The organism is Bacillus sp. SIMBA_074, from assembly GCF_046534555.1.
GTDB classification, from domain to species: Bacteria; Bacillota; Bacilli; order Bacillales; family Bacillaceae_G; genus Bacillus_A; species Bacillus_A mycoides.
Map to the genome: position 1 here is coordinate 46384 of NZ_JAWRYM010000029.1, position 21508 is coordinate 67891.

At 37.3% G+C, this 21508-nt stretch carries 17 protein-coding genes, 5 tRNA genes and 1 pseudogene; 5 read left to right on the forward strand and 18 right to left on the reverse strand.

Annotated elements, in window-relative coordinates; genetic code table 11:
- Window positions 1–12: 12 nt before the first annotated feature.
- The 3 genes from menH to SB773_RS23665 are packed head-to-tail and all read right to left on the reverse strand — an operon-like array spanning window position 13 to window position 3967.
- Window positions 13–825 carry a 2-succinyl-6-hydroxy-2,4-cyclohexadiene-1-carboxylate synthase gene (gene menH, locus SB773_RS23655; RefSeq protein WP_410592528.1) on the reverse strand — a complete coding sequence of 271 codons (813 nt, stop codon included), beginning with the start codon at window positions 823–825 and terminating at the stop codon, window positions 13–15.
- Entirely contained in the window at window positions 822–2576 is a 1755-nt protein-coding gene (gene menD, locus SB773_RS23660) for a 2-succinyl-5-enolpyruvyl-6-hydroxy-3-cyclohexene-1-carboxylic-acid synthase (protein ID WP_410592530.1), read from the reverse strand. Before menD ends, menH begins: the two co-directional genes overlap by 4 nt.
- On the reverse strand, window positions 2573–3967 hold the full coding sequence (locus SB773_RS23665; RefSeq protein WP_410592532.1) for an isochorismate synthase: 1395 nt from the start codon (window positions 3965–3967) through the stop codon (window positions 2573–2575). The genes menD and SB773_RS23665 overlap by 4 nt, the downstream gene beginning before the upstream one ends.
- Before the next feature lie 193 nt (window positions 3968–4160).
- Here SB773_RS23665 and SB773_RS23670 point away from each other — a divergent pair, with 193 nt between their 5' ends.
- A complete protein-coding gene (locus tag SB773_RS23670; RefSeq protein ID WP_113734304.1) occupies window positions 4161–5114 on the forward strand; it encodes a 1,4-dihydroxy-2-naphthoate polyprenyltransferase in 954 nt (317 codons plus the stop codon).
- Window positions 5115–5238: 124 nt separating this feature from the next.
- Window positions 5239–5970 (forward strand): yteA family sporulation protein, encoded by a 732-nt coding sequence (locus tag SB773_RS23675; protein ID WP_410592534.1) that lies wholly within the window; start codon window positions 5239–5241, stop codon window positions 5968–5970.
- 43 nt (window positions 5971–6013) lie between these two features.
- On the opposite strand, the gene cspD is transcribed toward SB773_RS23675, so the two are convergent.
- Window positions 6014–6214 carry a cold-shock protein CspD gene (cspD, locus tag SB773_RS23680; protein WP_001193051.1) on the reverse strand — a complete coding sequence of 67 codons (201 nt, stop codon included), beginning with the start codon at window positions 6212–6214 and terminating at the stop codon, window positions 6014–6016.
- A 325-nt stretch (window positions 6215–6539) separates the two neighbouring features.
- On the opposite strand from cspD, the gene SB773_RS23685 reads away from it, so the two are divergent.
- On the forward strand, window positions 6540–7322 hold the full coding sequence (locus SB773_RS23685; RefSeq protein ID WP_002145148.1) for a TIGR00266 family protein: 783 nt from the start codon (window positions 6540–6542) through the stop codon (window positions 7320–7322).
- 24 nt (window positions 7323–7346) lie between these two features.
- Here the strand turns inward: SB773_RS23685 and SB773_RS23690 are convergent, their stop codons facing one another.
- Window positions 7347–8135, reverse strand: a complete 789-nt coding sequence (locus SB773_RS23690; RefSeq protein ID WP_410592537.1) for a MerR family transcriptional regulator — start codon at window positions 8133–8135, stop codon at window positions 7347–7349.
- A 140-nt stretch (window positions 8136–8275) separates the two neighbouring features.
- Here SB773_RS23690 and SB773_RS23695 point away from each other — a divergent pair, with 140 nt between their 5' ends.
- Window positions 8276–8998 (forward strand): lipase family protein, encoded by a 723-nt coding sequence (locus tag SB773_RS23695; RefSeq protein WP_410592539.1) that lies wholly within the window; start codon window positions 8276–8278, stop codon window positions 8996–8998.
- A gap of 77 nt (window positions 8999–9075) precedes the next feature.
- Window positions 9076–9210 carry a hypothetical protein gene (locus SB773_RS23700; RefSeq protein ID WP_088064687.1) on the forward strand — a complete coding sequence of 45 codons (135 nt, stop codon included), beginning with the start codon at window positions 9076–9078 and terminating at the stop codon, window positions 9208–9210.
- 155 nt (window positions 9211–9365) lie between these two features.
- Here SB773_RS23700 and glgP read toward each other — a convergent pair whose 3' ends face one another.
- From glgP to SB773_RS23765, 13 genes and pseudogenes are all read right to left on the reverse strand, one after another.
- Window positions 9366–11774, reverse strand: a complete 2409-nt coding sequence (glgP, locus tag SB773_RS23705; protein WP_410592542.1) for a glycogen phosphorylase — start codon at window positions 11772–11774, stop codon at window positions 9366–9368.
- A gap of 18 nt (window positions 11775–11792) precedes the next feature.
- Window positions 11793–13223: a glycogen synthase GlgA gene (gene glgA, locus SB773_RS23710; protein WP_002203738.1), complete on the reverse strand. Its 1431-nt coding sequence runs from the start codon at window positions 13221–13223 to the stop codon at window positions 11793–11795.
- Between the two features lie 113 nt (window positions 13224–13336).
- On the reverse strand, window positions 13337–14371 hold the full coding sequence (glgD, locus tag SB773_RS23715) for a glucose-1-phosphate adenylyltransferase subunit GlgD (protein WP_131247991.1): 1035 nt from the start codon (window positions 14369–14371) through the stop codon (window positions 13337–13339).
- 18 nt (window positions 14372–14389) lie between these two features.
- Complete coding sequence (gene glgC, locus SB773_RS23720) at window positions 14390–15520, reverse strand: glucose-1-phosphate adenylyltransferase (RefSeq protein WP_002089246.1); 1131 nt, start codon at window positions 15518–15520, stop codon at window positions 14390–14392.
- Complete coding sequence (gene glgB, locus SB773_RS23725) at window positions 15468–17405, reverse strand: 1,4-alpha-glucan branching protein GlgB (RefSeq protein ID WP_410592545.1); 1938 nt, start codon at window positions 17403–17405, stop codon at window positions 15468–15470. Before glgB ends, glgC begins: the two co-directional genes overlap by 53 nt.
- Before the next feature lie 645 nt (window positions 17406–18050).
- Window positions 18051–18995, reverse strand: a complete 945-nt coding sequence (locus tag SB773_RS23730; RefSeq protein WP_002089250.1) for an L-lactate dehydrogenase — start codon at window positions 18993–18995, stop codon at window positions 18051–18053.
- Between the two features lie 417 nt (window positions 18996–19412).
- The gene (locus tag SB773_RS23735; RefSeq protein WP_410592547.1) at window positions 19413–20393 is read right to left on the reverse strand and encodes an anti sigma factor C-terminal domain-containing protein; all 981 of its coding nucleotides are present in this window, start codon (window positions 20391–20393) and stop codon (window positions 19413–19415) included.
- Window positions 20380–20876 (reverse strand): annotated as a pseudogene (locus SB773_RS23740) (RNA polymerase sigma factor). The gene SB773_RS23735 and the pseudogene SB773_RS23740 overlap by 14 nt, the downstream one beginning before the upstream one ends.
- A gap of 135 nt (window positions 20877–21011) precedes the next feature.
- Window positions 21012–21083: transfer RNA gene (locus SB773_RS23745), tRNA-Glu, on the reverse strand.
- A 6-nt stretch (window positions 21084–21089) separates the two neighbouring features.
- Window positions 21090–21180, reverse strand: a tRNA-Ser gene (locus tag SB773_RS23750).
- 6 nt (window positions 21181–21186) lie between these two features.
- A tRNA-Asn gene (locus tag SB773_RS23755) sits at window positions 21187–21261 on the reverse strand.
- A gap of 7 nt (window positions 21262–21268) precedes the next feature.
- Window positions 21269–21345, reverse strand: a tRNA-Ile gene (locus SB773_RS23760).
- 6 nt (window positions 21346–21351) lie between these two features.
- Window positions 21352–21422, reverse strand: a tRNA-Gly gene (locus SB773_RS23765).
- Window positions 21423–21508: the final 86 nt, after the last annotated feature.

The window sequence follows — 21508 nt, forward strand, 5'->3', positions numbered from 1 at the left end:
CTGAAAAAAGTATCACTGCATAGTTTTTAGAAATCCCTTTACTATTGTATCAAACTTTTCCGGTTGTTCCACATGAATTGCATGGCCAGCCCCATCAATTTTGACAAATTTCGCATGAGGGATGCATTTTTCGATGTTTTTTAATAGGCGAAAGAACTTTTCATCGCTTTCTCCATTCAGTAAAAGGACAGGTATTTTTAGGTTTTGCAATTCGTTCCACCATGAAGGCTGAGCCCCTGTTCCCATGCCGCGAAGACTATTTGCAAGTCCTTTTGGATTATTAGCAAGTCGTTCTTTTCGCACCGCTTCTTTTACGTTTTGCGCTAAACGTTTTTGCGTTTCAAATAGCGGAATATTTCCCCACATCGATACAAAACTTCGGATGCCTTCTTGCTCAATTTTATCAGCAAGTCGTTCATCTTTTTCCTTGCGTTCTTTTCGCTCCTTTGCACTCTCAAGTCCAGCTGTACAGTTTTCTAAAAGAAGCGAACGCACATATTCTGGATATAAGCATGCCATCGTAATCGCAAGTCTACCACCCATTGAATAGCCAAGTATGTGCGCATTTTCAATATGAAGATGATCCAGTAGTTCTTTCATTTGCAGTGCCACATTTTGAATATCATAATGCGTCACATCTTCAGGACTTTCCGTTTTCCCGTGTCCAATAATGTCTACTAGAATGACTTGAAACTGCTCGCTCCAAGAAGGAATAAAGGAACCCCACGTTTCCATGCTTCCCGTAAAACCATGAAGAAGTAGAAGTGGTTCCCCGCTTCCGGCTACTTCATATTCATACGATACACCTTGCAATGTTACTTTCATTTTGATTCACCTTGCAAAGATGTAGTAATAACGTCCATTGTTTTTGCCCATAGTTCACGATGTAATTTCAAGTTTTCTTCGCGATTCGTACAAATTTCCACAACGTGTAATCCATTCGTTTTCGTTCCAGTTTGTACTTCTTCTCGGAAGTTTTCCCAACCATTTACACGGCTAAATGAACCACCATACATTTTGACAACATGCTCGTAATCAAGCCCAATTGGTGTTCCAAATAATGATTCGAAATGTTCCTTTTTCTCATATTGTGGTAAGAATGAGAAAATACCTCCACCATCATTATTCACAACAACAATCGTTATATTTAATTCATGTAATTTTGCAGCTAACAATCCGTTTAAATCGTGATAAAATGATAAATCACCGATTACTAATACGAGCGGATCACAAATAATACTCGCTCCTAAAGCTGTTGAAATGATTCCATCAATACCATTTACACCGCGGTTCGCCATTACTTGAATGTTTTTATCCGATGTGAAGAAAAATGAATCGGTATCGCGAATTGGCATACTATTACTCGCAAATAACGTTGCCCCTTCTGGTAATACACGTACAATATCCGTAATTACTTTTCCTTCAAATGCCGTTTCATATGTTTCCATCTCATGAAGTGTTTCTCTCGTTTTCTCGTTTATATGTTTCCACATTCCAAACCAATCATTCTTTTTCATAACTGGCATTTTCTCTAGTAATGCTCTGCAAAATTCAATGTCACTAGCTTGTACAACTTCTGTCGCAACTAGAGCTGGATCTCTCCATTGTCCAGATTCATCAACAACGATATGAACAGCTTTCGTTTGTTTTTTGATAAACTGCGTTAATGCTTTAGAGACAGGCATTCCGCCGAAACGAATTAAAACATTCGGCTTCCACGTTTCTTTTAACAATTCATTTCGTAAAAATGTATCGTAACAATCTATAACCATCGTTTTATCATGATTACCACTACGGAGGTTAGAAAGTGGATCTGCTAAAATTGGATACCCTGTTTTCTCAGCTACTTTCATAACAACTTCTGTTATTTCTGGATGACTGCCGTCTCCACAAATAATAAGCCCCTTTTCCATATGTGAAAGGCGCCCTACAAGAGAATCTACATATTCACTCGGCATCGTCACGTTCCCTTGCTGAACTACTCCTGTATATTCACCACGCCCTTTATCCCATAAACTTTCTAATGAGAAATCCGGTATAAGCGGCTCGCGAACTGGAAAATTAAGATGAACAGGTCCTTGCGGCGCTAGAAGTGCGCTTGCTATCGTACGCTGCGTTGTCATTCGAGCGTAATGATACATTGCTTCACTCGCTTCAGGAAGTGCCATCTCTGTAAATTGCTTCACAAAAGTACCGTATAAATTAAATTGATTCATCGCCTGTGGTGCACCCACATCTCTTAATTCATGCGGTCTATCCGCTGTTAATACGATAAGCGGCACTCGTGAATGAAACGCTTCACATACAGCTGGATAATAGTTCGCTGCTGCCGTCCCTGACGTACATAATAGCGCAACAGGACGTTTTTTTGCTTTCGCAATACCGAGCGCAAAAAATCCTGCTGATCTTTCGTCTACATGTAAATATGTTTTCATTCCTTCATGTTGTTCCATTAGTAAGGCAATCGGCGTTGACCGTGAGCCAGGACTAATGACAACATCACATACATTTAGACGCGTCAGTTCGTCCACGAACGCGCCTAAATAATATGATAATGCTTCTATATGATTGTTCATTTCATTAATTCCTCCAAAGCACCAAGCATCGGTCTAAACTTCAAACTTGTTTCTTCATATTCAAGCTGCGCTACTGAATCAATTACGATACCACAGCCGGCAAATAAGGATGCCTTCTCGCCATTTAATAATCCGCAGCGAAGTGCAACCGCAAATTCACCATTTCCTTCATCATCTATAAAGCCAATTGGTGCACCATATAATCCTCTATCTAAAAGCTCTACATCACGGATTAATTTCAACGCCTCATGACGAGGTGTACCACCAAGAGCTGGTGTTGGATGTAATTCTTCTACCATCGTTAAAAGACTTGCATCACCTTTTGCTTCTACTGGCGTATATAAATGGATTAAATTTTTCGTCGTTAATAAGCCTGGGCTCTCCGGAATATTAACAGATTCGCAATGCTCACTTAGCACACCTCGAATCATGTTAACTACATAACCGTGTTCAGCCAAATTCTTTTCATCATGAAGAAGCGTCTCACCATTTTGTTTACTTTCTTCTATAGAATTGCCATGACCAATTGAACCAGCAAGGCACATCGATGTGAACTTCTCGCCTTCTTTTCGAATCAATCGTTCAGGTGTCGCCCCTAAGAAGCATGCTCCTTTATAATCAAAAGAAAATACGTAACAATCCGGTTGCCCAATGCGAAGCGCTTCTAAAACAAGAACGGAATCAATATGCTGATCCATCGTTAATCTTAGCTCCCTTGCTAATACAACCTTCTGCACGTTCCCTTGCTTCATTTCATCTTGCACTTTTCCAATCGCGTTCATCCAGCCACTCGGATCAACTTCTACTTTAGAAGTAACTGTTAATTTTGATCCTACTAGTGCACATTTACTCTCTTGTAAAATTCTCTCTTCTACAGAAATAATTTCGTTATAAAGAGTTTCTGCACAATCTTCAGCTGAAACGAACTGATTAATCGTTAACCACGCCTTTTCATTTTTTACAGTTAATAAAAATGCTGGTAGTGAAAATGTGGTATCATCAAATTCTTTCCAAAGATTCGTTTTTTCTTTTTCTTGGTCAAATGAAAATCCACCAAATAAAAGAGGACCTGTTCCAAATTCGTATCCTTCTCTTTGTACGAATGCTTTCTCTTTTACTTTATCCCACTCGTCACGAGCAGTTTGAAAGCGTTTGTGAGAAGAATTTGCTATAGTGAAAACAGAGCCAATTCCAGCAAATATTACATGCTGAGCTGGGTCTGCAAAATAACATCTATTTTCGAATGCGATCCTTTTTCCTGCTGCATAAAACAGAAGTGGATTCACCCAATCTATTTGTTTTACAAAACTAACTAATGTTTTTTCATCAGTCGCACGCTTAATAGCTGTAACAAGAACTTCTTGTAAGCCTTTTCGTTTCGTTTGAATCACAATTGTCTCCCCCCTATGGGCGAAAAATAGTCATAATTACGCTTGATTTTAAGATACACCTCAAAGGAAAGGCCTGTCAACGTTTAGCATTTCTGAGAAATTCACCTTCTCTTCCTAGAAAATAAACGTTGACACTAAATGATGCTTTTTCTACACTTAATTGTGTACAATATGTGACCAAGGAGGATTCAACATGGAAATGAACGTCGAAACGAATTCCTCTCCTACGGCGCCAAAGCCAAGTAAACAAACAGGCTGGCGAATTTGGTGGAGTTTATTACGTCCCCATACATTAACAGCAGCTTTCGTTCCTGTTTTCATCGGAACAGCTTTTGCAATGCAGGTCGGAGGTATAAATCAAATACATCTTCCTCTTTTCTTTATGATGCTTCTTGCTTGCCTTCTCATTCAAGCAGCAACGAACATGTTTAATGAATACTTTGATTATAAAAGAGGACTCGATCATGAAGGTTCAGTTGGAATCGGAGGTGCTATCGTCCGCGATGGCATTAAACCAAAAACCGTGCTTAACTTAGCATTCGGATTTTTAGGCATCGCAACGCTATTAGGTGTTTATATTTGTATGAACTCTAGCTGGTGGCTTGCTGCAATCGGTCTTGTTTGTATGGCCGTTGCTTACCTTTACACTGGTGGCCCCATTCCAATTGCGTACACACCATTTGGAGAGCTGACAGCAGGATTATTTATGGGTGTCATTATTATTGGTATTTCATTCTTTATCCAAACAGGGGCAGTAACATCAGAAGTGATTTTATTATCTATTCCAAGCGCCATTTTAATTGGTGCAATTTTACTATCTAACAATATTCGTGATTTAGATGGTGATAAAGAAAATGGTCGTAAAACGTTAGCGATTCTCGTTGGACGCGAAAGAGCCGTTGGTGTACTTGCTTCTATGTTTATCGTTGCCTACATTTGGACAATCGCTTTAATCATCGTTAACATCGTATCACCATGGATGCTTATCGTATTCTTAAGTGCACCGAAAGCATTTAAAGCGACGAAAGGCTTTATCGGCAAAAGTATTCCAATGGAAATGGTACCTGCGATGATTTCAACAGCAAAAACAAATACAATTTTCGGTTTCCTAATGGGAATCGGATTATTGCTTGGATACTTCCTATAGAAAGGAGCTGCTTATGCGGCTCCTTTTTTCATATACCGACTTCCCGGCTGAAATTCATCTCATAATTCCTACTCTCAACGCTCATACTATGTAAAGAAACTGAATTGTAGGAAGGTGGACGACTATGTTAACTCCACAACAAATAAATCAATTTAAATCGAGTTTAGAAAAACAACAGCAAGAAATTGAACAAACGATACAAACTCATGAAAATGAAGACCGTGCATCTGAACGTGATTCAGTAGGAGAATTATCTAGCTATGACAACCATCCAGGTGATATGGCAACAGAATTGTACGAACGTGAGAAAGATTTCGGGCTCATCGAATTTTGGCATAAACAGCTAGAAGATACGAAACATGCCCTGCAAAAAATTGAAGCTGGAACGTACGGAATTTGCGAAGTGTCTGGTAAGGAAATTCCATTTGAAAGATTAGAAGCAATGCCAACTGCTACAACGTGTATTCAGCACACTACAAATAAATTAGATATGAAGGCGCGCCCAGTTGAGGAAGAAGTGCTAAATCCTTCTTTTCACAAGCACGACGAAGATCATTCTGTAGAGTACGATGCTGAAGATGCTTGGCAAGACGTCGCAAATTATGGAACATCAGAAACACCATCCGATTTAGAAAGACAGGATTCAAAAAACTATAATGGAATGTACGTAAATAGTGAAGAAAATGTTGGGTATGTAGAGGATTTCGAAAATTTTATTGGAACTGATATGTATGGAAAAAACCCGCAAGTTTTTGCAACAGAAGAACATGAAGAATATGAACAATTGCTTGATGACTTTGAAGAACGCACCTTTAAAGGTGAATTATCTTCAGATGAGTCTGGTTCTAAAGCATAAAAAAAGCATTCCGAAATTCGGAATGCTTTTTTTCGCTAGCTAATTAGTTTTTTGTAACGTTAGCTGCTTGTGGTCCGCGGTTTCCATCAACGATTTCGAAAGAAACTTCTTGACCTTCTTCTAAAGTTTTGAAGCCGTCGCCTTGAATAGCTGAGAAATGTACGAATACGTCTTCTCCGCCTTCAACTTCGATGAAGCCAAAACCTTTTTCGCCGTTAAACCATTTTACTTTACCTGTTTGCATGTCATGTACCTCCTAAATAAAAATGAAACTATGAATCCACATGAAAAGGTGGATATAAAGGACATGAATGTATAACAAGCTTACAGCCTTTAATACAACGTGCTTTATTTCCGTACCACATTATGTAGCTCAATAGTGTTTTCACTATATCATGCTATATCAAAAACGTCAAATGAGAACACTTTCAACTCATCACTTTTTTATAATTTTAATATAATAATGGATTCTTATTTCGCTTTTTTATTTGAAAATTAACAAAACTACAGTTCTCTAATCCTTTTAATTTCTGTACAATATGATTATTACATACTATGAGGTGAAAAAAATGCAAGCACACGAAATCGAGTATAAATTATATGGCGACGACATGCAGTTCGTTGAAATTGAATTAGACCCAGAAGAGAGCGTTATCGCAGAAGCTGGTGCAATGATGATGATGGAAGATCATATCGAAATGGAAACAATCTTCGGTGATGGTTCTGGACCATCTAGCGGTTTATTCGGTAAATTAATGGGCGCAGGTAAACGTCTCGTTACAGGTGAAAGTATGTTTATGACTGTATTTACAAATACAGGTCATGGCAAACGACACGTATCATTCGCCGCTCCTTATCCTGGAAAAATTATCCCTGTTGATTTAACAGAATATCAAGGAAAAGTAGTCTGCCAAAAAGATGCATTTCTTTGTGCCGCAAAAGGTGTTTCTATCGGAATTGAGTTTACTAAAAAAATAGGAACTGGCTTCTTCGGTGGTGAAGGTTTCATCATGCAGAAACTTGAAGGTGATGGTCTAGCTTTCATGCATGCAGGCGGAACGGTATATAAGCGTGAATTAAAACCTGGTGAGAAACTTCGCATTGATACAGGTTGTCTCGTTGCAATGACAAAAGACGTTAACTACGATGTTCAATTCGTTGGAAAAGTAAAAACAGCTCTATTTGGCGGTGAAGGTTTATTCTTCGCAACGTTAGAAGGTCCTGGAACTGTTTGGATTCAGTCCTTAACACTTAGCCGCTTAGCAGCACGCCTTACAAGCCCAGCAGCGCAAAGTACTGGTGAAGGTAGTGTATTAGGTGGACTTGGTCGCCTTTTAGATGGGAAAGAGTAAAACACTAAAAACAGATAGTCCCCTTCATAGGGAACTATCTGTTTCTTTTGGACTGTATAGATCATTTTTAATCATATAATATTCCATCACTTCATTAAGCCATAACTCTTCCTCCACTGTATAAGGAGAGGGCATTATCTTATTATATTGTTCTTCTATATCCTCTATTTCTTCACTTAAAGAATACATCGTTTCTTCTCCGACATACTTAAGGGTTGCCTTCATATGCTGATTGGCAAGCTTTTGTACTTCTGGATCATCAACATGTTTTCCAAATAGCCTTTTTACTTCTTTTGATAAGCGTACAAACTCTTTATCTAGTTCTATCATCTCTGCTTCAGGCTTATTATATAATCCATCAACCATTTCCTTCGGTATATATTCTTCCAGCCTTAAGCGTTGTTCGTTTTCTTTTTGAATACTGTTAATTAGACTCATTAATATGTCACTATCTACCTGCTCTTCTTCTTCAAGACATATTATCGTTCTTTCAATTGCTGTTATCGAAACTTCAATTTGTTTTTTCTTTTCTTCAAAAGCTACTCTTTGATTTTGTAATGTTTCTTTTAAGCTTATATTCAAACTTTTCACATTGAGCATGACACGAATTTCTTCTAAACTATATCCTAATACTTTAAGACTCACTATTTTTTGGAGCGCTAACATATCTCTATCTTTATATACACGGTGTCCTGAACTCATATTTTTTTCAGGTTTAAGCAATCCAATTCCATCGTAATACTGTAGTGTCCGTATTGATGTGCCTGTTCTCTTTGAAAACTCACCAATTGAATAGCCTTCCTTTTTGCTCATCCTACACTCCTCCTAACAATATGTTTACAAAAATCATACTCCCTCGCGTAACTGTAGGTTCAAGCCTTTTTTCAAAAGAATGAATCAAGTCCCTCACTGCATATATTGAACTATACCTTTTCTTAAGGAGGGCTTGCTTGATGCGTACTCCTTTATCCTTTGATAAAGATACTGCCATATTGTTAGCATCTTGTTGTGATTTAACGTATGAACAATATAAACAAAATGGGATTTTTGAAATACCTGATGGATTCCAATATGTACAAGGCTTTCAAGGAAAAGCGATTCAAACGATGGAATGGTTTGGGTTCATATTAGAATCTGAAGATACGATTATTGTAGCTTTTAGGGGCACACAAACAGATACAGATTGGATTATCGATTCACTCGTCAACCAAAGACCATACCCATACGCTTTAAATAGCGGAAATGTTCATAACGGCTTTCTTTCAATTTATGAATCTTGCCGGGATTCTATTATGGATATGCTCGTGTCATTACCAGCCCATAAGAAACTTCTTGCAACAGGCCATAGCTTAGGCGGCGCGCTCGCCACACTACATATACTCGATGCGCGTATCAACACCGCCTTCGCACAGTACGGTCTTTATACATTTGCCTCTCCCAAAGTGGGCGATATTGCATTTCGTAATTATTATAAACTACAAGTAGCTAGTAGCTTTCGCTTCGTTAATCTATTTGATGTCGTTCCTCTTCTCCCTCCGCGTAATGTCCATTTTAATGACCAAGACTGGGAATATGCACATGTTCATCACAACATGACATTTACAAAAAACACAAAATCTATTACAAATAATCATGCCATGACAACATACAAAACATGTCTGACTTCTCATTTTTAACCAGTAAACAATTGGAAATTAAATATCCTTATACTATAATAATATATGAAATTATTTTTTGGATAAGGGGACCTTACATGCTAAAATTTATCTTTGTACTTTTTCTCATTGTAATTTTTACGTTTACGGGTTTCTTTACATTTTCATACTTTGCGACTGGAGAATATGGTGGAACAGGTATCATGTATACTGCCATCCCATTTCTTTCTTAAGCAAAAACGGAAAAACGAGCTTAATGAGATTAAGCTCGTTTTTTAGCAATTATATTCCTCTTTTAAAAGTGAATACACTTTAGCATCCCTATACGTATAATTCATTTTTACACTTTGTCTCCATGAATAAAAGTCCCTTTTGAAGGGACTTTCACTTAATACTGTGTAACCGCATTACCAATACTCCAAATCTCATTACTATACTGTAAAATCGTTCGATCACTCGCAAAATGACCAGACTGTGCAATATTTAAAATCGACATTTCTAACCACTTCGTTCGGTTCTCATAGGCTCTACCAACAGCTTCTTGCCTTTCCGCATATGGACCAAAATCTCGCAGAACGAAGTATTCATCATTTTGAATTACGAGAGAATCATAAATCGCTTCAAATTCAGCTCCCGAATGTGCAAAGAAACCATTCGTTAACTGATCTACTACTTTTTTAATATGCATATTGTGGTGATAATAATCACTTGCACGATATCCACCATTTTGATAGTAATGAAGAACCTCTTCCGCTGTTAAGCCAAAAATGAAACAGTTATCATCACCGACCCGGTCTTTTATTTCAACATTAGCTCCGTCTAACGTTCCGAGTGTAATCGCACCATTCATCATAAATTTCATATTCCCTGTTCCTGATGCTTCTTTACTCGCAGTTGAAATTTGCTCACTCACATCCGCAGCTGGGAATATATCTTCCGCTAAAGACACTCGATAGTTTTCTAGAAAGATAACTTTCATATATTGGCTTACGTACGGATCATTATTTACTTTCCTTGCGAGTTCATTGATTAATTTAATAATTTTTTTCGCATAGTAATAGCCAGGTGATGCTTTCGCTCCAAAGATAAAAGTACGCGGATAAAATGTAAAACTAGCATCCTCTTTCAAACGGTTATACAAATATAAAATATGAAGAACGTTTAATAGTTGTCGTTTGTAAGCATGTAGTCTTTTTACTTGCACATCAAAAATAGAATTAGGATCAATTGTAATCCCCATTTTATTATGAATACGCTCCGCTAAAATCTCTTTACGCTCTTGTTTTACCTCTGCAAATTTCTCTTGGAAACTCGCATCGTGTTGAACTGTTTGCAGCGCTTGAAGCTTAATCGGTTCTTTCTTCCACTCTGTTCCAATCGCCTCTGAAATCAGGTTTGTCAGCTGCGGATTCGCCTTCATTAACCAACGTCTATGAGCGATTCCATTCGTTTTATTATTAAACTTATCTGGATAAAACTCATAAAACAATCGCATTTCACGTTGCTTTAAAATTTCCGTATGAATTTTTGCTACACCATTTACGCTATGGCTACCGACAATTGCTAAATGAGCCATTTTCACAAGATCATGCGCAATAATCGCCATCTCTTCAATACGATGCCATTCATATGGATAACGTTCCCAAAGTTCATGACAGAAACGTTCATTAATCTCTTCAATAATCATATAAATTCTCGGTAATAACGGTTTAAAAATGTGAATTGGCCACTTCTCAAGCGCTTCTGATAACGTCGTATGATTCGTATAAGAAATCGTTTGCGATGTTATGTGCCAAGCTTCTTCCCATGCTAGTTTTTCTTCATCTAATAAAATACGCATTAGTTCTGGAATCGCCAAAACTGGATGTGTATCATTAATATGAATCGCGATTTTCTCATGCAATTGACGAAGGTCACCATATCTTTCTCTATGCATACGAACGATATTTTGCAAACTTGCTGATACGAGGAAATACTGTTGCTTCAAACGAAGTATTTTCCCCTCTTCATGCGTATCATCTGGATATAAAAACTCCGATACAGCCTCTGTTTCACGCTTATATTTCAAAATATCTTTGCAATTTTGCGGGAAAGGAACTGGTTCAGCATTCCAAAGTCTGAGTGTATTTACAGTACTCGTCTCATAACCTACTACTGGAACGTCATATGGTACTGCCATAATCACTTCTGCATTCGTATGCCTGAACTCTAAACGCCCATCAATGTATAGCGGTTCAACATTGCCGAAATAACTTACTTCTACAGCTTGATCATGCCTTCTTACTTCCCATACGTTTTCATGAAGAAGCCACTGTTCTGGAAATTCAACTTGATAACCATCAACAATTTTTTGATCAAATAAGCCATGTTTGTAACGAATTCCACAGCCATGACCTGGTAAGTTTAAAGATGCAAGTGAATCAAGGAAACAGGCTGCTAATCGTCCAAGTCCACCATTTCCAAGACCTGCATCTGCTTCCACCTCTTCTAATTGTTGCAAAGAAATCCCAAGCTCAGAAAGTCCTTGCTCACATACATCCCTGATGCCTAAATTTAATATGTTACTTCCAAGCAAACGCCCAAGTAAAAACTCAATGGATAAGTAATACATTTGCTTTTGCTCTCCAGACCGATAACTTTCGTTCGTTGCAATCCATTGACTATTCATATACTCACGTACCATGTACCCAAGCGTATTGTATTGATCACGAGTTGTAGAGTCTTTAAAACTTTTACCATACATCGTCTCTAACTTTTCTAGAAAAGCTGATTTGAAACTTTCAACATGAGTAAACATTTCTTCACCACCTACATGTTATTCCATGAGACTTTTATACAATTTCTTATAGGCAAGAGCTGATTTCTCCCAGCTATAATCTTCAGTCATCGCTTGTTTTACAAGCTGCTCCCATACCGGTTTATCATGATAAAATTCAATCGCACGAAGAACCGTGTGCAACATGTCATGCGCATTAAAGTTCGTGAAACTGAAACCATTTCCTTCTCCAGTTTCTTCGTCATAAGATTGTACAGTATCATTTAATCCGCCTGTCTCTCTTACAATCGGAATTGTACCGTACGCTAATGCGATAAGTTGTCCAAGTCCACACGGTTCAAATAGTGATGGCATTAAGAATAAATCACTTCCCGCATACACTTGGTGGGCTAGCTCTTCATTAAATCCGATATACACTTTTACCTTCTCAGGATACTCGTATGCCATCCACTCAAAGAATTGTTCATATTCAGAATCACCTGATCCTAAAATAATACATTGCACATCTTCCTCCATTATTTCGCGGAATACAGTACGTACTAAATCAAGACCTTTTTGCTTCGTTAATCTCGTTACCATCGAAATAATTGGTGTATCTTCTTTTTCTGGCAAACCAAAATAACGCTGCAAGGCGCGTTTATTTTCATTCTTTTCCTCTAATGACTCTGCATCATACTGAGCAGTAATATACGAATCTGTTTCTGGATTATATACGCTCGTATCAATTCCATTTACGATGCCGCTAAGCTTACCATTATTTTTTCGTAACAACCCATCTAACTTCTCACCGAAAAACTCATATTGAATTTCCTCTTTGTATGTCGGGCTAACTGCTGTAATTTGATCAGAAGCGATAATTCCGCCCTTCATAAAGTTCACATTTCCATAAAACTCTAGCTGCTCACTATGAAAATATTCATCACCAAGTTCTAACAAGTCGTACATCACTTCAGGAGGAAATACACCTTGGAACTGCAAATTATGAATCGTATACACCGTTTTAATATGCTCATATAATGGATTATCTTGATACTTTTCACGCAGTAAGAAATTCACCATAGCTGTATGCCAATCGTGGCTATGGAGAACATCCACTTCGAAATCAAGATGCGGAATACACTCTAAAACTGCTTTCGAAAAATAAGAAAAACGCTCTCCGTCATCATAATGACCATATAGAGAATCTCTCTTAAAATAATATTCATTATCTATTAAGTAATACGTAATCCCGTCTTGCTCACCTTTTAAAATTCCGCAATATTGATTTCTCCACCCAAGCGGGACGTTAATTACTTTATGTAACGTACATCCATCCCTTAATTTTTGCGGAATAAGACTATAATTTGGAAGTATAATACGAACGTCCACACCTAATTTTTTCAGCTCTTTTGGGAGCGCACCTGCTACATCAGCTAATCCTCCCGATTTAACAAATGGTACACATTCTGATACTGCAAATAAAATATTCACTTGTTGTCCCACTGCACGAAAAGCTTATACGACTTCCCTTGCAGCTTCCTCCCTTCGAGTTTTCATTTGAATGAATGCTTTAATCAGTGGAGGAAAAACCCCCACTGATTCTTTTAAGAATAACTATTAATCGTACTGTTTTGAATGCTTCCTTTTTCTACAACATATGGCTCATCGGCGTTTCCTTTTAGTACAACACCGTCACCAAGTTTCACGTCTTTATCAATAATAACACCGTCTATTATGCAATTATCTCCAATTTGGCTCTTTTGCATAATAATACTATTACGAACAATTGAACCTTTTCCAATTTTAACAGAACGGGAGACAACACTATTTTCTACTTCACCCTCAATAATACTGCCGTTTGCAATCATCGTATTTTTCACTACTGCACCCTTCATATAACGAGTTGGTGGCTCATCTTTTACTTTCGTAAAGATTGGTGCTTCTTTCTTAAATAATTGCTTCCAAATAGAAGGCTGCAAAATTTCTAGGCTATGTTTATAGTAACTTTCAATAGAATCAATAATAGCTACATATCCAGTATGTTCGTACGTAGTAATATGCAGTGATTTCCCGCTCTTTTCTCTCACTACATCAAATAAACTGTATTGCTCCACATCTTTATATGTCTCAAATAAGTCTAGCAATAATTGTTTCTTTAACACATATGTTTGAAGCGAAACCCCTTCATGACAAACTTCAGTAATATCTGCAGACGTATGTATATGTCGCTCTAACACCGCTTGAAAGTTTAACGCTGTTACAAGATGGCTATTCGTAATAACAACATATTCTTCTCTGCTTCTTAGAAAATAATCAATATGTCTTCTAAAATGTGCAAAAGATCCAAATTCGTCATGATCACATTGGCAGTTTGGTGGGAATAAAAACAGTCCATCACGCTTTCTATCTAAATCCCACTGTTTTCCTGAACCGACATGATCCATTAAAGAACGATTTTTATGACTTGTAAAAACCGCCACGCTATGAATATTAGAATTCACCATATTTGAAAGCATGAAATCAATGAGGCGATAACGGCCTCCAAACGGTAACGCCGCTAATGAACGATGCCCTGTTACTTTCTTTAAGGAAGGAAAACTTCCCGTTGCATTAATAATTCCTAACATTTTTTCTCCCATTCATTTCATCCCCCTTTTCTATTTTCCTTCAGCAATTAGTACTACATCATCAACATTTTTTTCTGGACGAATTATTGTCCCATCTTCAATAACCATTTCCGATCCAACGATCGCTCTTTCAATCACAACGTTTTTACCAATCTTTGCCCCCGGCATAACGACAGAATCGATTACCATACTACCTTCTTCCACCGTCACTCCTTGGAATAAAACAGAATGCTTCACGTCCCCTTCAATGACGCACCCTTCATTAATAAGTGACTCTTCTACTTTTGCCTGCTGTGCAATATATTGAGGTGGCTCGTTTGGATTTACAGAATAAATGCGCCAATTACGATCGTTTAAATTCAGCGATGTTTCATCGCGAAGTAAATCCATATTCGCTTCCCATAAGCTTTTCACCGTTCCAACATCTTTCCAATATCCTTCAAATGGATACGCCATCAACTTCTTCCCTTCATCTAACAAGAGCGGAAGTACATCTTTTCCGAAGTCATTACTAGATTCAGGGTTTCTTGCATCCATCTCTAAATATTCTTTTAAAATAGCCCAGTTAAAAATATAAATTCCCATTGATGCAAGATTACTTCTTGGAAATTGCGGTTTCTCCTCAAATTCAACAACTTCCATCTCTTCATTTGTATTCATGATGCCAAAGCGACTTGCTTCATCCCACGGCACTTCAATAACAGAAATCGAAACGTCCGCTTCTTTCTCAATATGGTAATCTAGCATTTTGCTGTAATCCATTTTATAAATATGATCGCCTGATAAAATAAGGACATATTCTGGTTCATACTGACTTAAATAGTTTAAGTTTTGATAAATAGCACTTGCCGTACCTGTATACCACTTCACACCTGAAGACTCCGCATAAGGAGGTAACACAGTGACTCCACCGTTTACACGATCAAGATCCCAAGCATTTCCGATTCCAATATAATTATGAAGTTCTAACGGTTGATATTGTGTTAAAATCCCCACCGTTTCAATACCGGAGTTTGCACAGTTACTTAACGTAAAATCAATAATGCGATATTTACCACCAAATGGAACAGCTGGTTTGGCTAAATTTTTTGTTAATGCACTTAAACGACTACCTTTTCCCCCTGCTAGTAACATTGCTACGCACTTTTGTTTTTGAGCCATCTTGTTTTTTGCTCCCCTTTCTCGTCTTCACTGGTCGTAATATGGATACGCCAAATGGTGGAATTGTAATTTCTACATGTGCCGCTTGATTATGATATGGCTCTAGAATCGTCTTGAGACGTTTCTTATTCACTTGCCCCGATCCGCCATATTGTGCCGAGTCACTGTTTAAAATTTCGTTATAGTACTCGAAATCCGGTACACCTACTTTATAGTTTTCATATGTAGCTTTCGTAAAATTACATACGACAACTAACGCATCTTCCTGCTTATCCCCTTGGCGGATAAACGAGAAAATACTTTGCTCATTATTATTAGCATCAATCCACTGAAATCCTTCAGGCGAGTGATCTAACTGCCAAAGTGGTTTTGAGCGCTTATACAATGCTATGAGCTCTTTAAAGTAATCATGCATATTACGATGCATTTCAAAATCATGTAAATTCCAATCTAAATCTTCAAGGTCTTTCCACTCATCAAATTGCCCGAATTCTCCACCCATAAAGAGTAATTTCTTACCTGGATGAGTAAAGAAATATCCATATAATAAACGAAGCTGAGCAAACTTATCCCAGTAATCTCCCGGCATTTTATTTAATAACGACTTTTTCCCATGAACGACTTCATCATGAGAAAGCGGCAATATGAAGTTTTCAGAGTGAGCATATATTAAAGAGAATGTCATTTTCTCATGAATGTATTTCCGGTACTCTGGCGCACATTCCATATATTTCAGCACGTCATTCATCCAACCCATATTCCATTTATAATTGAATCCAAGTCCACCCTCGTATGTTGGAGCTGTTACAAGTGGCCAAGCTGTTGAATCCTCCGCTGTCATAAGAAACTCTTCATCTTCTGCAAACACAGCTTCATTTAACTCTCGTAAGAAAGAAACAGCGTGTTCATTACTTTGCTCTTGTCCTTCTTTATTCCAATACAGCATATTCGCAACTGCATCTACTCTGAACCCATCAATATGGAAATACCTCATCCAAAATAACGCATTTGAAATTAAGAAATTACGTACTTCCCTCTTTCCTAAATCAAAATTAACAGTTCCCCATACCTGGTTTTCTTGTACATCTATATCTTTATATTCATAAGTCGGTGTCCCATCAAACAAATATAAACCGTGAGCATCTTTACAAAAATGCCCCGGCACCCAATCTAAAATGACACCGATTCCATATTTATGACATTCATCGACAAAATACATCAAATCATGTGGCGTGCCGAATCTACTTGTCGCTGCATAATATCCTGTTCCTTGATATCCCCAAGAACGATCATATGGATGCTCAACAAGCGGCATAATTTCAATATGTGTAAATTGATGTTCCACCACATACGGAATGAGCTCCTCGGCCATTTCTCTGTAAGAATACAGAGCGCCATCCTCTTTCTTTTTCCAAGAACCGAAATGTAATTCATAAACTGTCATCGCTTCTTTATAAATCGATTTTTTCTTTCTCTTACGAATCCAGTTTTTATCATTCCATTCATATCCCTCTATATCAAAAACTACAGATGCCGTATTTGGTCTTACTTCTGCATATACTGCATAAGGATCCGCTTTTAAAATAACGTCACCATCCATTGTTTCAATCGCATACTTATATATATCATTCTCTTCAATATGCGGTGCAAACAAGGACCAAATCCCCTCTTCTGTCACTTGTAGCATCTTATGTTGCTCATAATCCCATTCATTAAAATCCCCAACAACACTCATTGCTTTCGCATGAGGAGCCCATACTGTGAATCGTACACCTCGCATCCCATCTTCCGTCACAATATGTGCCCCAAAGATGTTATAACTGTCATAGTACTTTTCTGTATGAAACTCATCTCGTTTCACTTCTTCACAATTTATTACATCCAATATGTTCACCTCACTAAGATGACAGAAATTTTTAACATTTTAACCATTTCTGCAAAAAACTGAAATATCCTTGTTGTTTTTAAAAAAATATACGTTTTTTCCTTAAAAATATTTAATTTTTTTCGAATTTCCATATAAAATATCGAATTTTGACGAATATTCATTGCAAGCGCTTCATTTCCCTTACTATTTCTCGCCTTTCATTGTTGCTCAATATTTATTTTATTGGTTTCTCTCTGTATTTCACGCTCTTTCCACGTAAAATACAAGCGAAATAATCTATTGTTTAAAAATATTTCTCAACATTTTTTGTCACAAATTTTATCATTTCCCGACGGAAAACTCCCACCTCAAGGAATAGGTAGGACATGGTCCAATGAGTATGCGGGAGATGAATGGCGTTTAGGAAAAATTTCCACAAGGTTAACTCCTAAAGAATACAGTGAAACTCTGCTCGCAAATAGTGGGATAACGCACAAAAGCACTCTATTTAAAAATAGAGTGCTTTTTCTATAAACGACCCTTATCCAGCAAAAGGGGTATATTGGGGATATACAAGGGAAACCGGAAAAGGAATTTATATTCAATTATATATAAATCCAGAAGGAGGAAGCAGTTTCCCACCTCTGAATTATTTATCAATTATTAAAGTACTGGTGCCATTGTTTCTTTTAATACTTTTACAGAATGAGCGAATTTCACTTTTTCTTCTTCGTTTAATTCAAGTTCTACGATTTCACGTACACCTTCGCGGTTAATAACAGCTGGAACACCTACGTAAGCATCTTTCTCACCATATTGACCTTCAAGGTATGCAGATACAGTTAATACGCTGTTCTCGTTGCTTAAGATCGCTTTAGTTACACGAAGTAGTGACATACCGATTCCGTAGTAAGTTGCGCCTTTACGTTCAATAATGTGGTAAGCTGCATCGCGTACATTTTCAAAGATTTTATCTAAATCTTCTTGGTTATACTGTTCGTTGTTCGCTAAGATTGTTTCTAGTTTTTGTACACCTACAGTAGCGTGGCTCCATACTGGAAGTTCAGTGTCACCGTGCTCACCAACGATGTAAGCATGAACGTTACGTGGATCTACATCTAAGTAGTCACCTAACATGTAACGGAAACGAGCAGAGTCTAAAGTAGTACCAGAACCGATTACGCGCTCTTTCGGTAAACCAGATTCTTTCCAAGTTACGTAAGTTAAAATATCAACTGGGTTAGTTGCAATTAAGAAGATTCCATCGAATCCGCTATCCATAATACCGCGAACGATTTGTTTAAAGATCTTTGTATTTTTCTCAACTAAGTCTAAACGAGTTTCGCCTGGCTTTTGTGGTAATCCAGCAGTGATAACTACTAAATCTGCATCTTTACAATCTGCATAGCTACCGCTCCAAACTTTTGTTGGTGCTGGAGAGAATGGTACCGCATGGCTTAAGTCCATTGCTTCTCCTTCTGCTTTTGCTTCATTAACATCTACTAGTACGAATTCTTCAGCTACACCTTGGTTGATCATTGAGTAAGCGTAACTACAACCTACAGCTCCTGTTCCTACTAATACTACACGATTGATACCTTTTTTCATGGTAATTTCCCCTTCCAATTGTTTACATCTATTTTTTATTATTGTTTAAGTAATTAATTAAAATACTAATTTAATGTTGTTTAACTTCTTTACATTCATATTGTAGCATGGATTATTGTGAATTACTTCACAAATTATGACCTAATTGTGAACTTTTTCACATAGAGTGTAAAGTTACTGGAACAGGTGTGGAATCCATACCAATTTAGGTGTTTTGCTTAGATTGTGAACGGGTTTTTCTTATTTTTTTATCGGCAAGTGAAATTATATCGGCGATTTTCTGAATATATCGACCATAACTCAAATTATATCAGTGATTTTTGCAATATATCGATTTACCGACAAAACTCGACAACGATAACACCATAAAAAAGCTGCCTCCAATAGATCCCCTATTGAAAGACAGCTTCTTCTATATTATCTATTTTCCGCAGTAGCCCCTAATACAGCAGCTTTTACGTAATTTTGATTTTTAAATTTTTGTAAATCCGCACCCGTTCCTGTCACAACAACACCAATAACTTTTACATCTTCCTCACTTGGTTTTGTTTTCTTCCCTTTCAGGTAGTCATATATACGTTTATATTCCTCATAATACTTTCCCTTTTGATCTAAACCGTTTTGAATTGCTAAAAGAAAATCTTTTTCCTTTCCATTACCAAATTCAATATCACCTGACTTTGCTTTAAAACCGTACACCTCATAAGCACTTTCAGTGACGTCATCTAAATAATATGATTTTTTATCATAATATGTGTCCACCCAATACCAAACAGGATGCACTCCTTCTGGCAACATCTTTTTTATTTCAGACACTTTATATGGTTTATCAAAAGATATAGCCATTTCAGCTACCTTATTTTCACAATTAACTTTCTCTATATCATTTATATAACTATTATATGAAGCAAATGGCAGATAAAACTGCATTTCTCTTTCCATCGTTTGATTGTTATACAATTCACTTGCCCTATTAATACGCTCATTACCCATTACAACATTATCTGATATTGTTAACGGGTTTACATTCGATAATCGACGAAATGTATTCCAAACTTTATACTCGTACACTTCATCCTCCCACTTAACAGGTTTCCCTTCAATAACTTTATACGTTTTATACTCTACTGTGCTTTTAAATAAACCGTTAGAAGTAATTGCTACACCTCTTTCCGTATTAGGCCTTGTAATTTGTCTAATCATATTTAAATCACGATCCATCGCTAAGTAAGCTCTATTGTTCAATTGTGAAATTCCTATTATAAAACCAATGAATAAAACAATAAAAAGTAAAGTAGAAATTAATATTATTTTGAATAATTGTCTTCTCTTCGCCTTTTTCAACATCATTGAGACTTTACTCGATTCTATATCAAAATCAAATTCATCTCTGCCCATCTTCAAACCTCCTATAAAGCTTTTTAAACTCATTGCGAGCCCTATATACAATGAAACACGCACTGTCTCTTCTTTCATCTCTAATACGGTTGCTATTTCCTTATATGAGAGTTCATAGTCATACTTTAATAAAAGAATATGTTTATATGCTGGATTCATCTTTCCAAGTATGCTTTGTATTTCTACTTGAAGCTCTTTTCTTAAAATCGGTTCATCTAATCCTTTTGATCCAATTAATTGAACAGATTCAATCGGGATCTCTTCAATACGCTTTTGTCTTCTTGCTAAATCACGGTGCCTATTAATCGCAACTTGAAATAACCATGTTTTTATATAAGTAATTTTCATGTTCGGTATAGATAATAATGCTTTATGTATCGTATCTTGAACGATATCCTCTGCTTCCGCTGGTGTTACTCCAATTTTAAGCAAATACCTATAAATACTTTTTGATGTTTCTATAATGACCTTTTCATACTCCATCACTCTCTCCTTTCTATTAGTTAGACGATTCAAATAGAAAAAAGTATACAAAAATCTATAAAAAAAAGCAGACTATTCAAAGTCTACTTTTATACAACAAAAAAGAGATAGCAGATTATGCTATCTCTTTTAGTATGACCCGTACGGGATTCGAACCCGTGTTACCGCCGTGAAAGGGCGGTGTCTTAACCACTTGACCAACGGGCCAAAATCTGGCAGAGAAGAAGGGATTCGAACCCTCGCACCGCGTTCGCGATCTACTCCCTTAGCAGGGGAGCCCCTTGAGCCACTTGGGTACTTCTCTATAATATGGCTCCGCAGGTAGGACTCGAACCTACGACCGATCGGTTAACAGCCGATAGCTCTACCACTGAGCTACTGCGGAATAATTATGGTGGGCCTAAATGGACTCGAACCATCGACCTCACGCTTATCAGGCGTGCGCTCTAACCAGCTGAGCTATAGGCCCATAAAAAGCGGGTGAAGAGAATCGAACTCTCGACCAGAGCTTGGAAGGCTCTTGTTTTACCACTAAACTACACCCGCATTAAATTAAAAATGGTGAGCCATGAAGGATTCGAACCTTCGACCCTCTGATTAAAAGTCAGATGCTCTACCAACTGAGCTAATGG

Excerpts from the sequence above, each read along its gene's own strand:
- cspD (WP_001193051.1), bottom strand. The coding sequence starts at position 6,214 with ATGCAAACAGGTAAAGTAAAATGGTTTAACGGCGAAAAAGGTTTTGGC.
- menD (WP_410592530.1), bottom strand. The coding sequence starts at position 2,576 with ATGAACAATCATATAGAAGCATTATCATATTATTTAGGCGCGTTCGTG.
- menH (WP_410592528.1), bottom strand. The coding sequence starts at position 825 with ATGAAAGTAACATTGCAAGGTGTATCGTATGAATATGAAGTAGCCGGA.
- glgC (WP_002089246.1), bottom strand. The coding sequence starts at position 15,520 with ATGGCTCAAAAACAAAAGTGCGTAGCAATGTTACTAGCAGGGGGAAAA.
- SB773_RS23700 (WP_088064687.1), top strand. The coding sequence starts at position 9,076 with ATGCTAAAATTTATCTTTGTACTTTTTCTCATTGTAATTTTTACGTTT.
- glgD (WP_131247991.1), bottom strand. The coding sequence starts at position 14,371 with ATGGGAGAAAAAATGTTAGGAATTATTAATGCAACGGGAAGTTTTCCT.
- SB773_RS23730 (WP_002089250.1), bottom strand. The coding sequence starts at position 18,995 with ATGAAAAAAGGTATCAATCGTGTAGTATTAGTAGGAACAGGAGCTGTA.
- SB773_RS23670 (WP_113734304.1), top strand. The coding sequence starts at position 4,161 with ATGGAAATGAACGTCGAAACGAATTCCTCTCCTACGGCGCCAAAGCCA.
- SB773_RS23690 (WP_410592537.1), bottom strand. The coding sequence starts at position 8,135 with ATGAGCAAAAAGGAAGGCTATTCAATTGGTGAGTTTTCAAAGAGAACA.
- SB773_RS23695 (WP_410592539.1), top strand. The coding sequence starts at position 8,276 with ATGCGTACTCCTTTATCCTTTGATAAAGATACTGCCATATTGTTAGCA.
- glgP (WP_410592542.1), bottom strand. The coding sequence starts at position 11,774 with ATGTTTACTCATGTTGAAAGTTTCAAATCAGCTTTTCTAGAAAAGTTA.
- SB773_RS23675 (WP_410592534.1), top strand. The coding sequence starts at position 5,239 with ATGTTAACTCCACAACAAATAAATCAATTTAAATCGAGTTTAGAAAAA.
- SB773_RS23685 (WP_002145148.1), top strand. The coding sequence starts at position 6,540 with ATGCAAGCACACGAAATCGAGTATAAATTATATGGCGACGACATGCAG.
- SB773_RS23735 (WP_410592547.1), bottom strand. The coding sequence starts at position 20,393 with ATGGGCAGAGATGAATTTGATTTTGATATAGAATCGAGTAAAGTCTCA.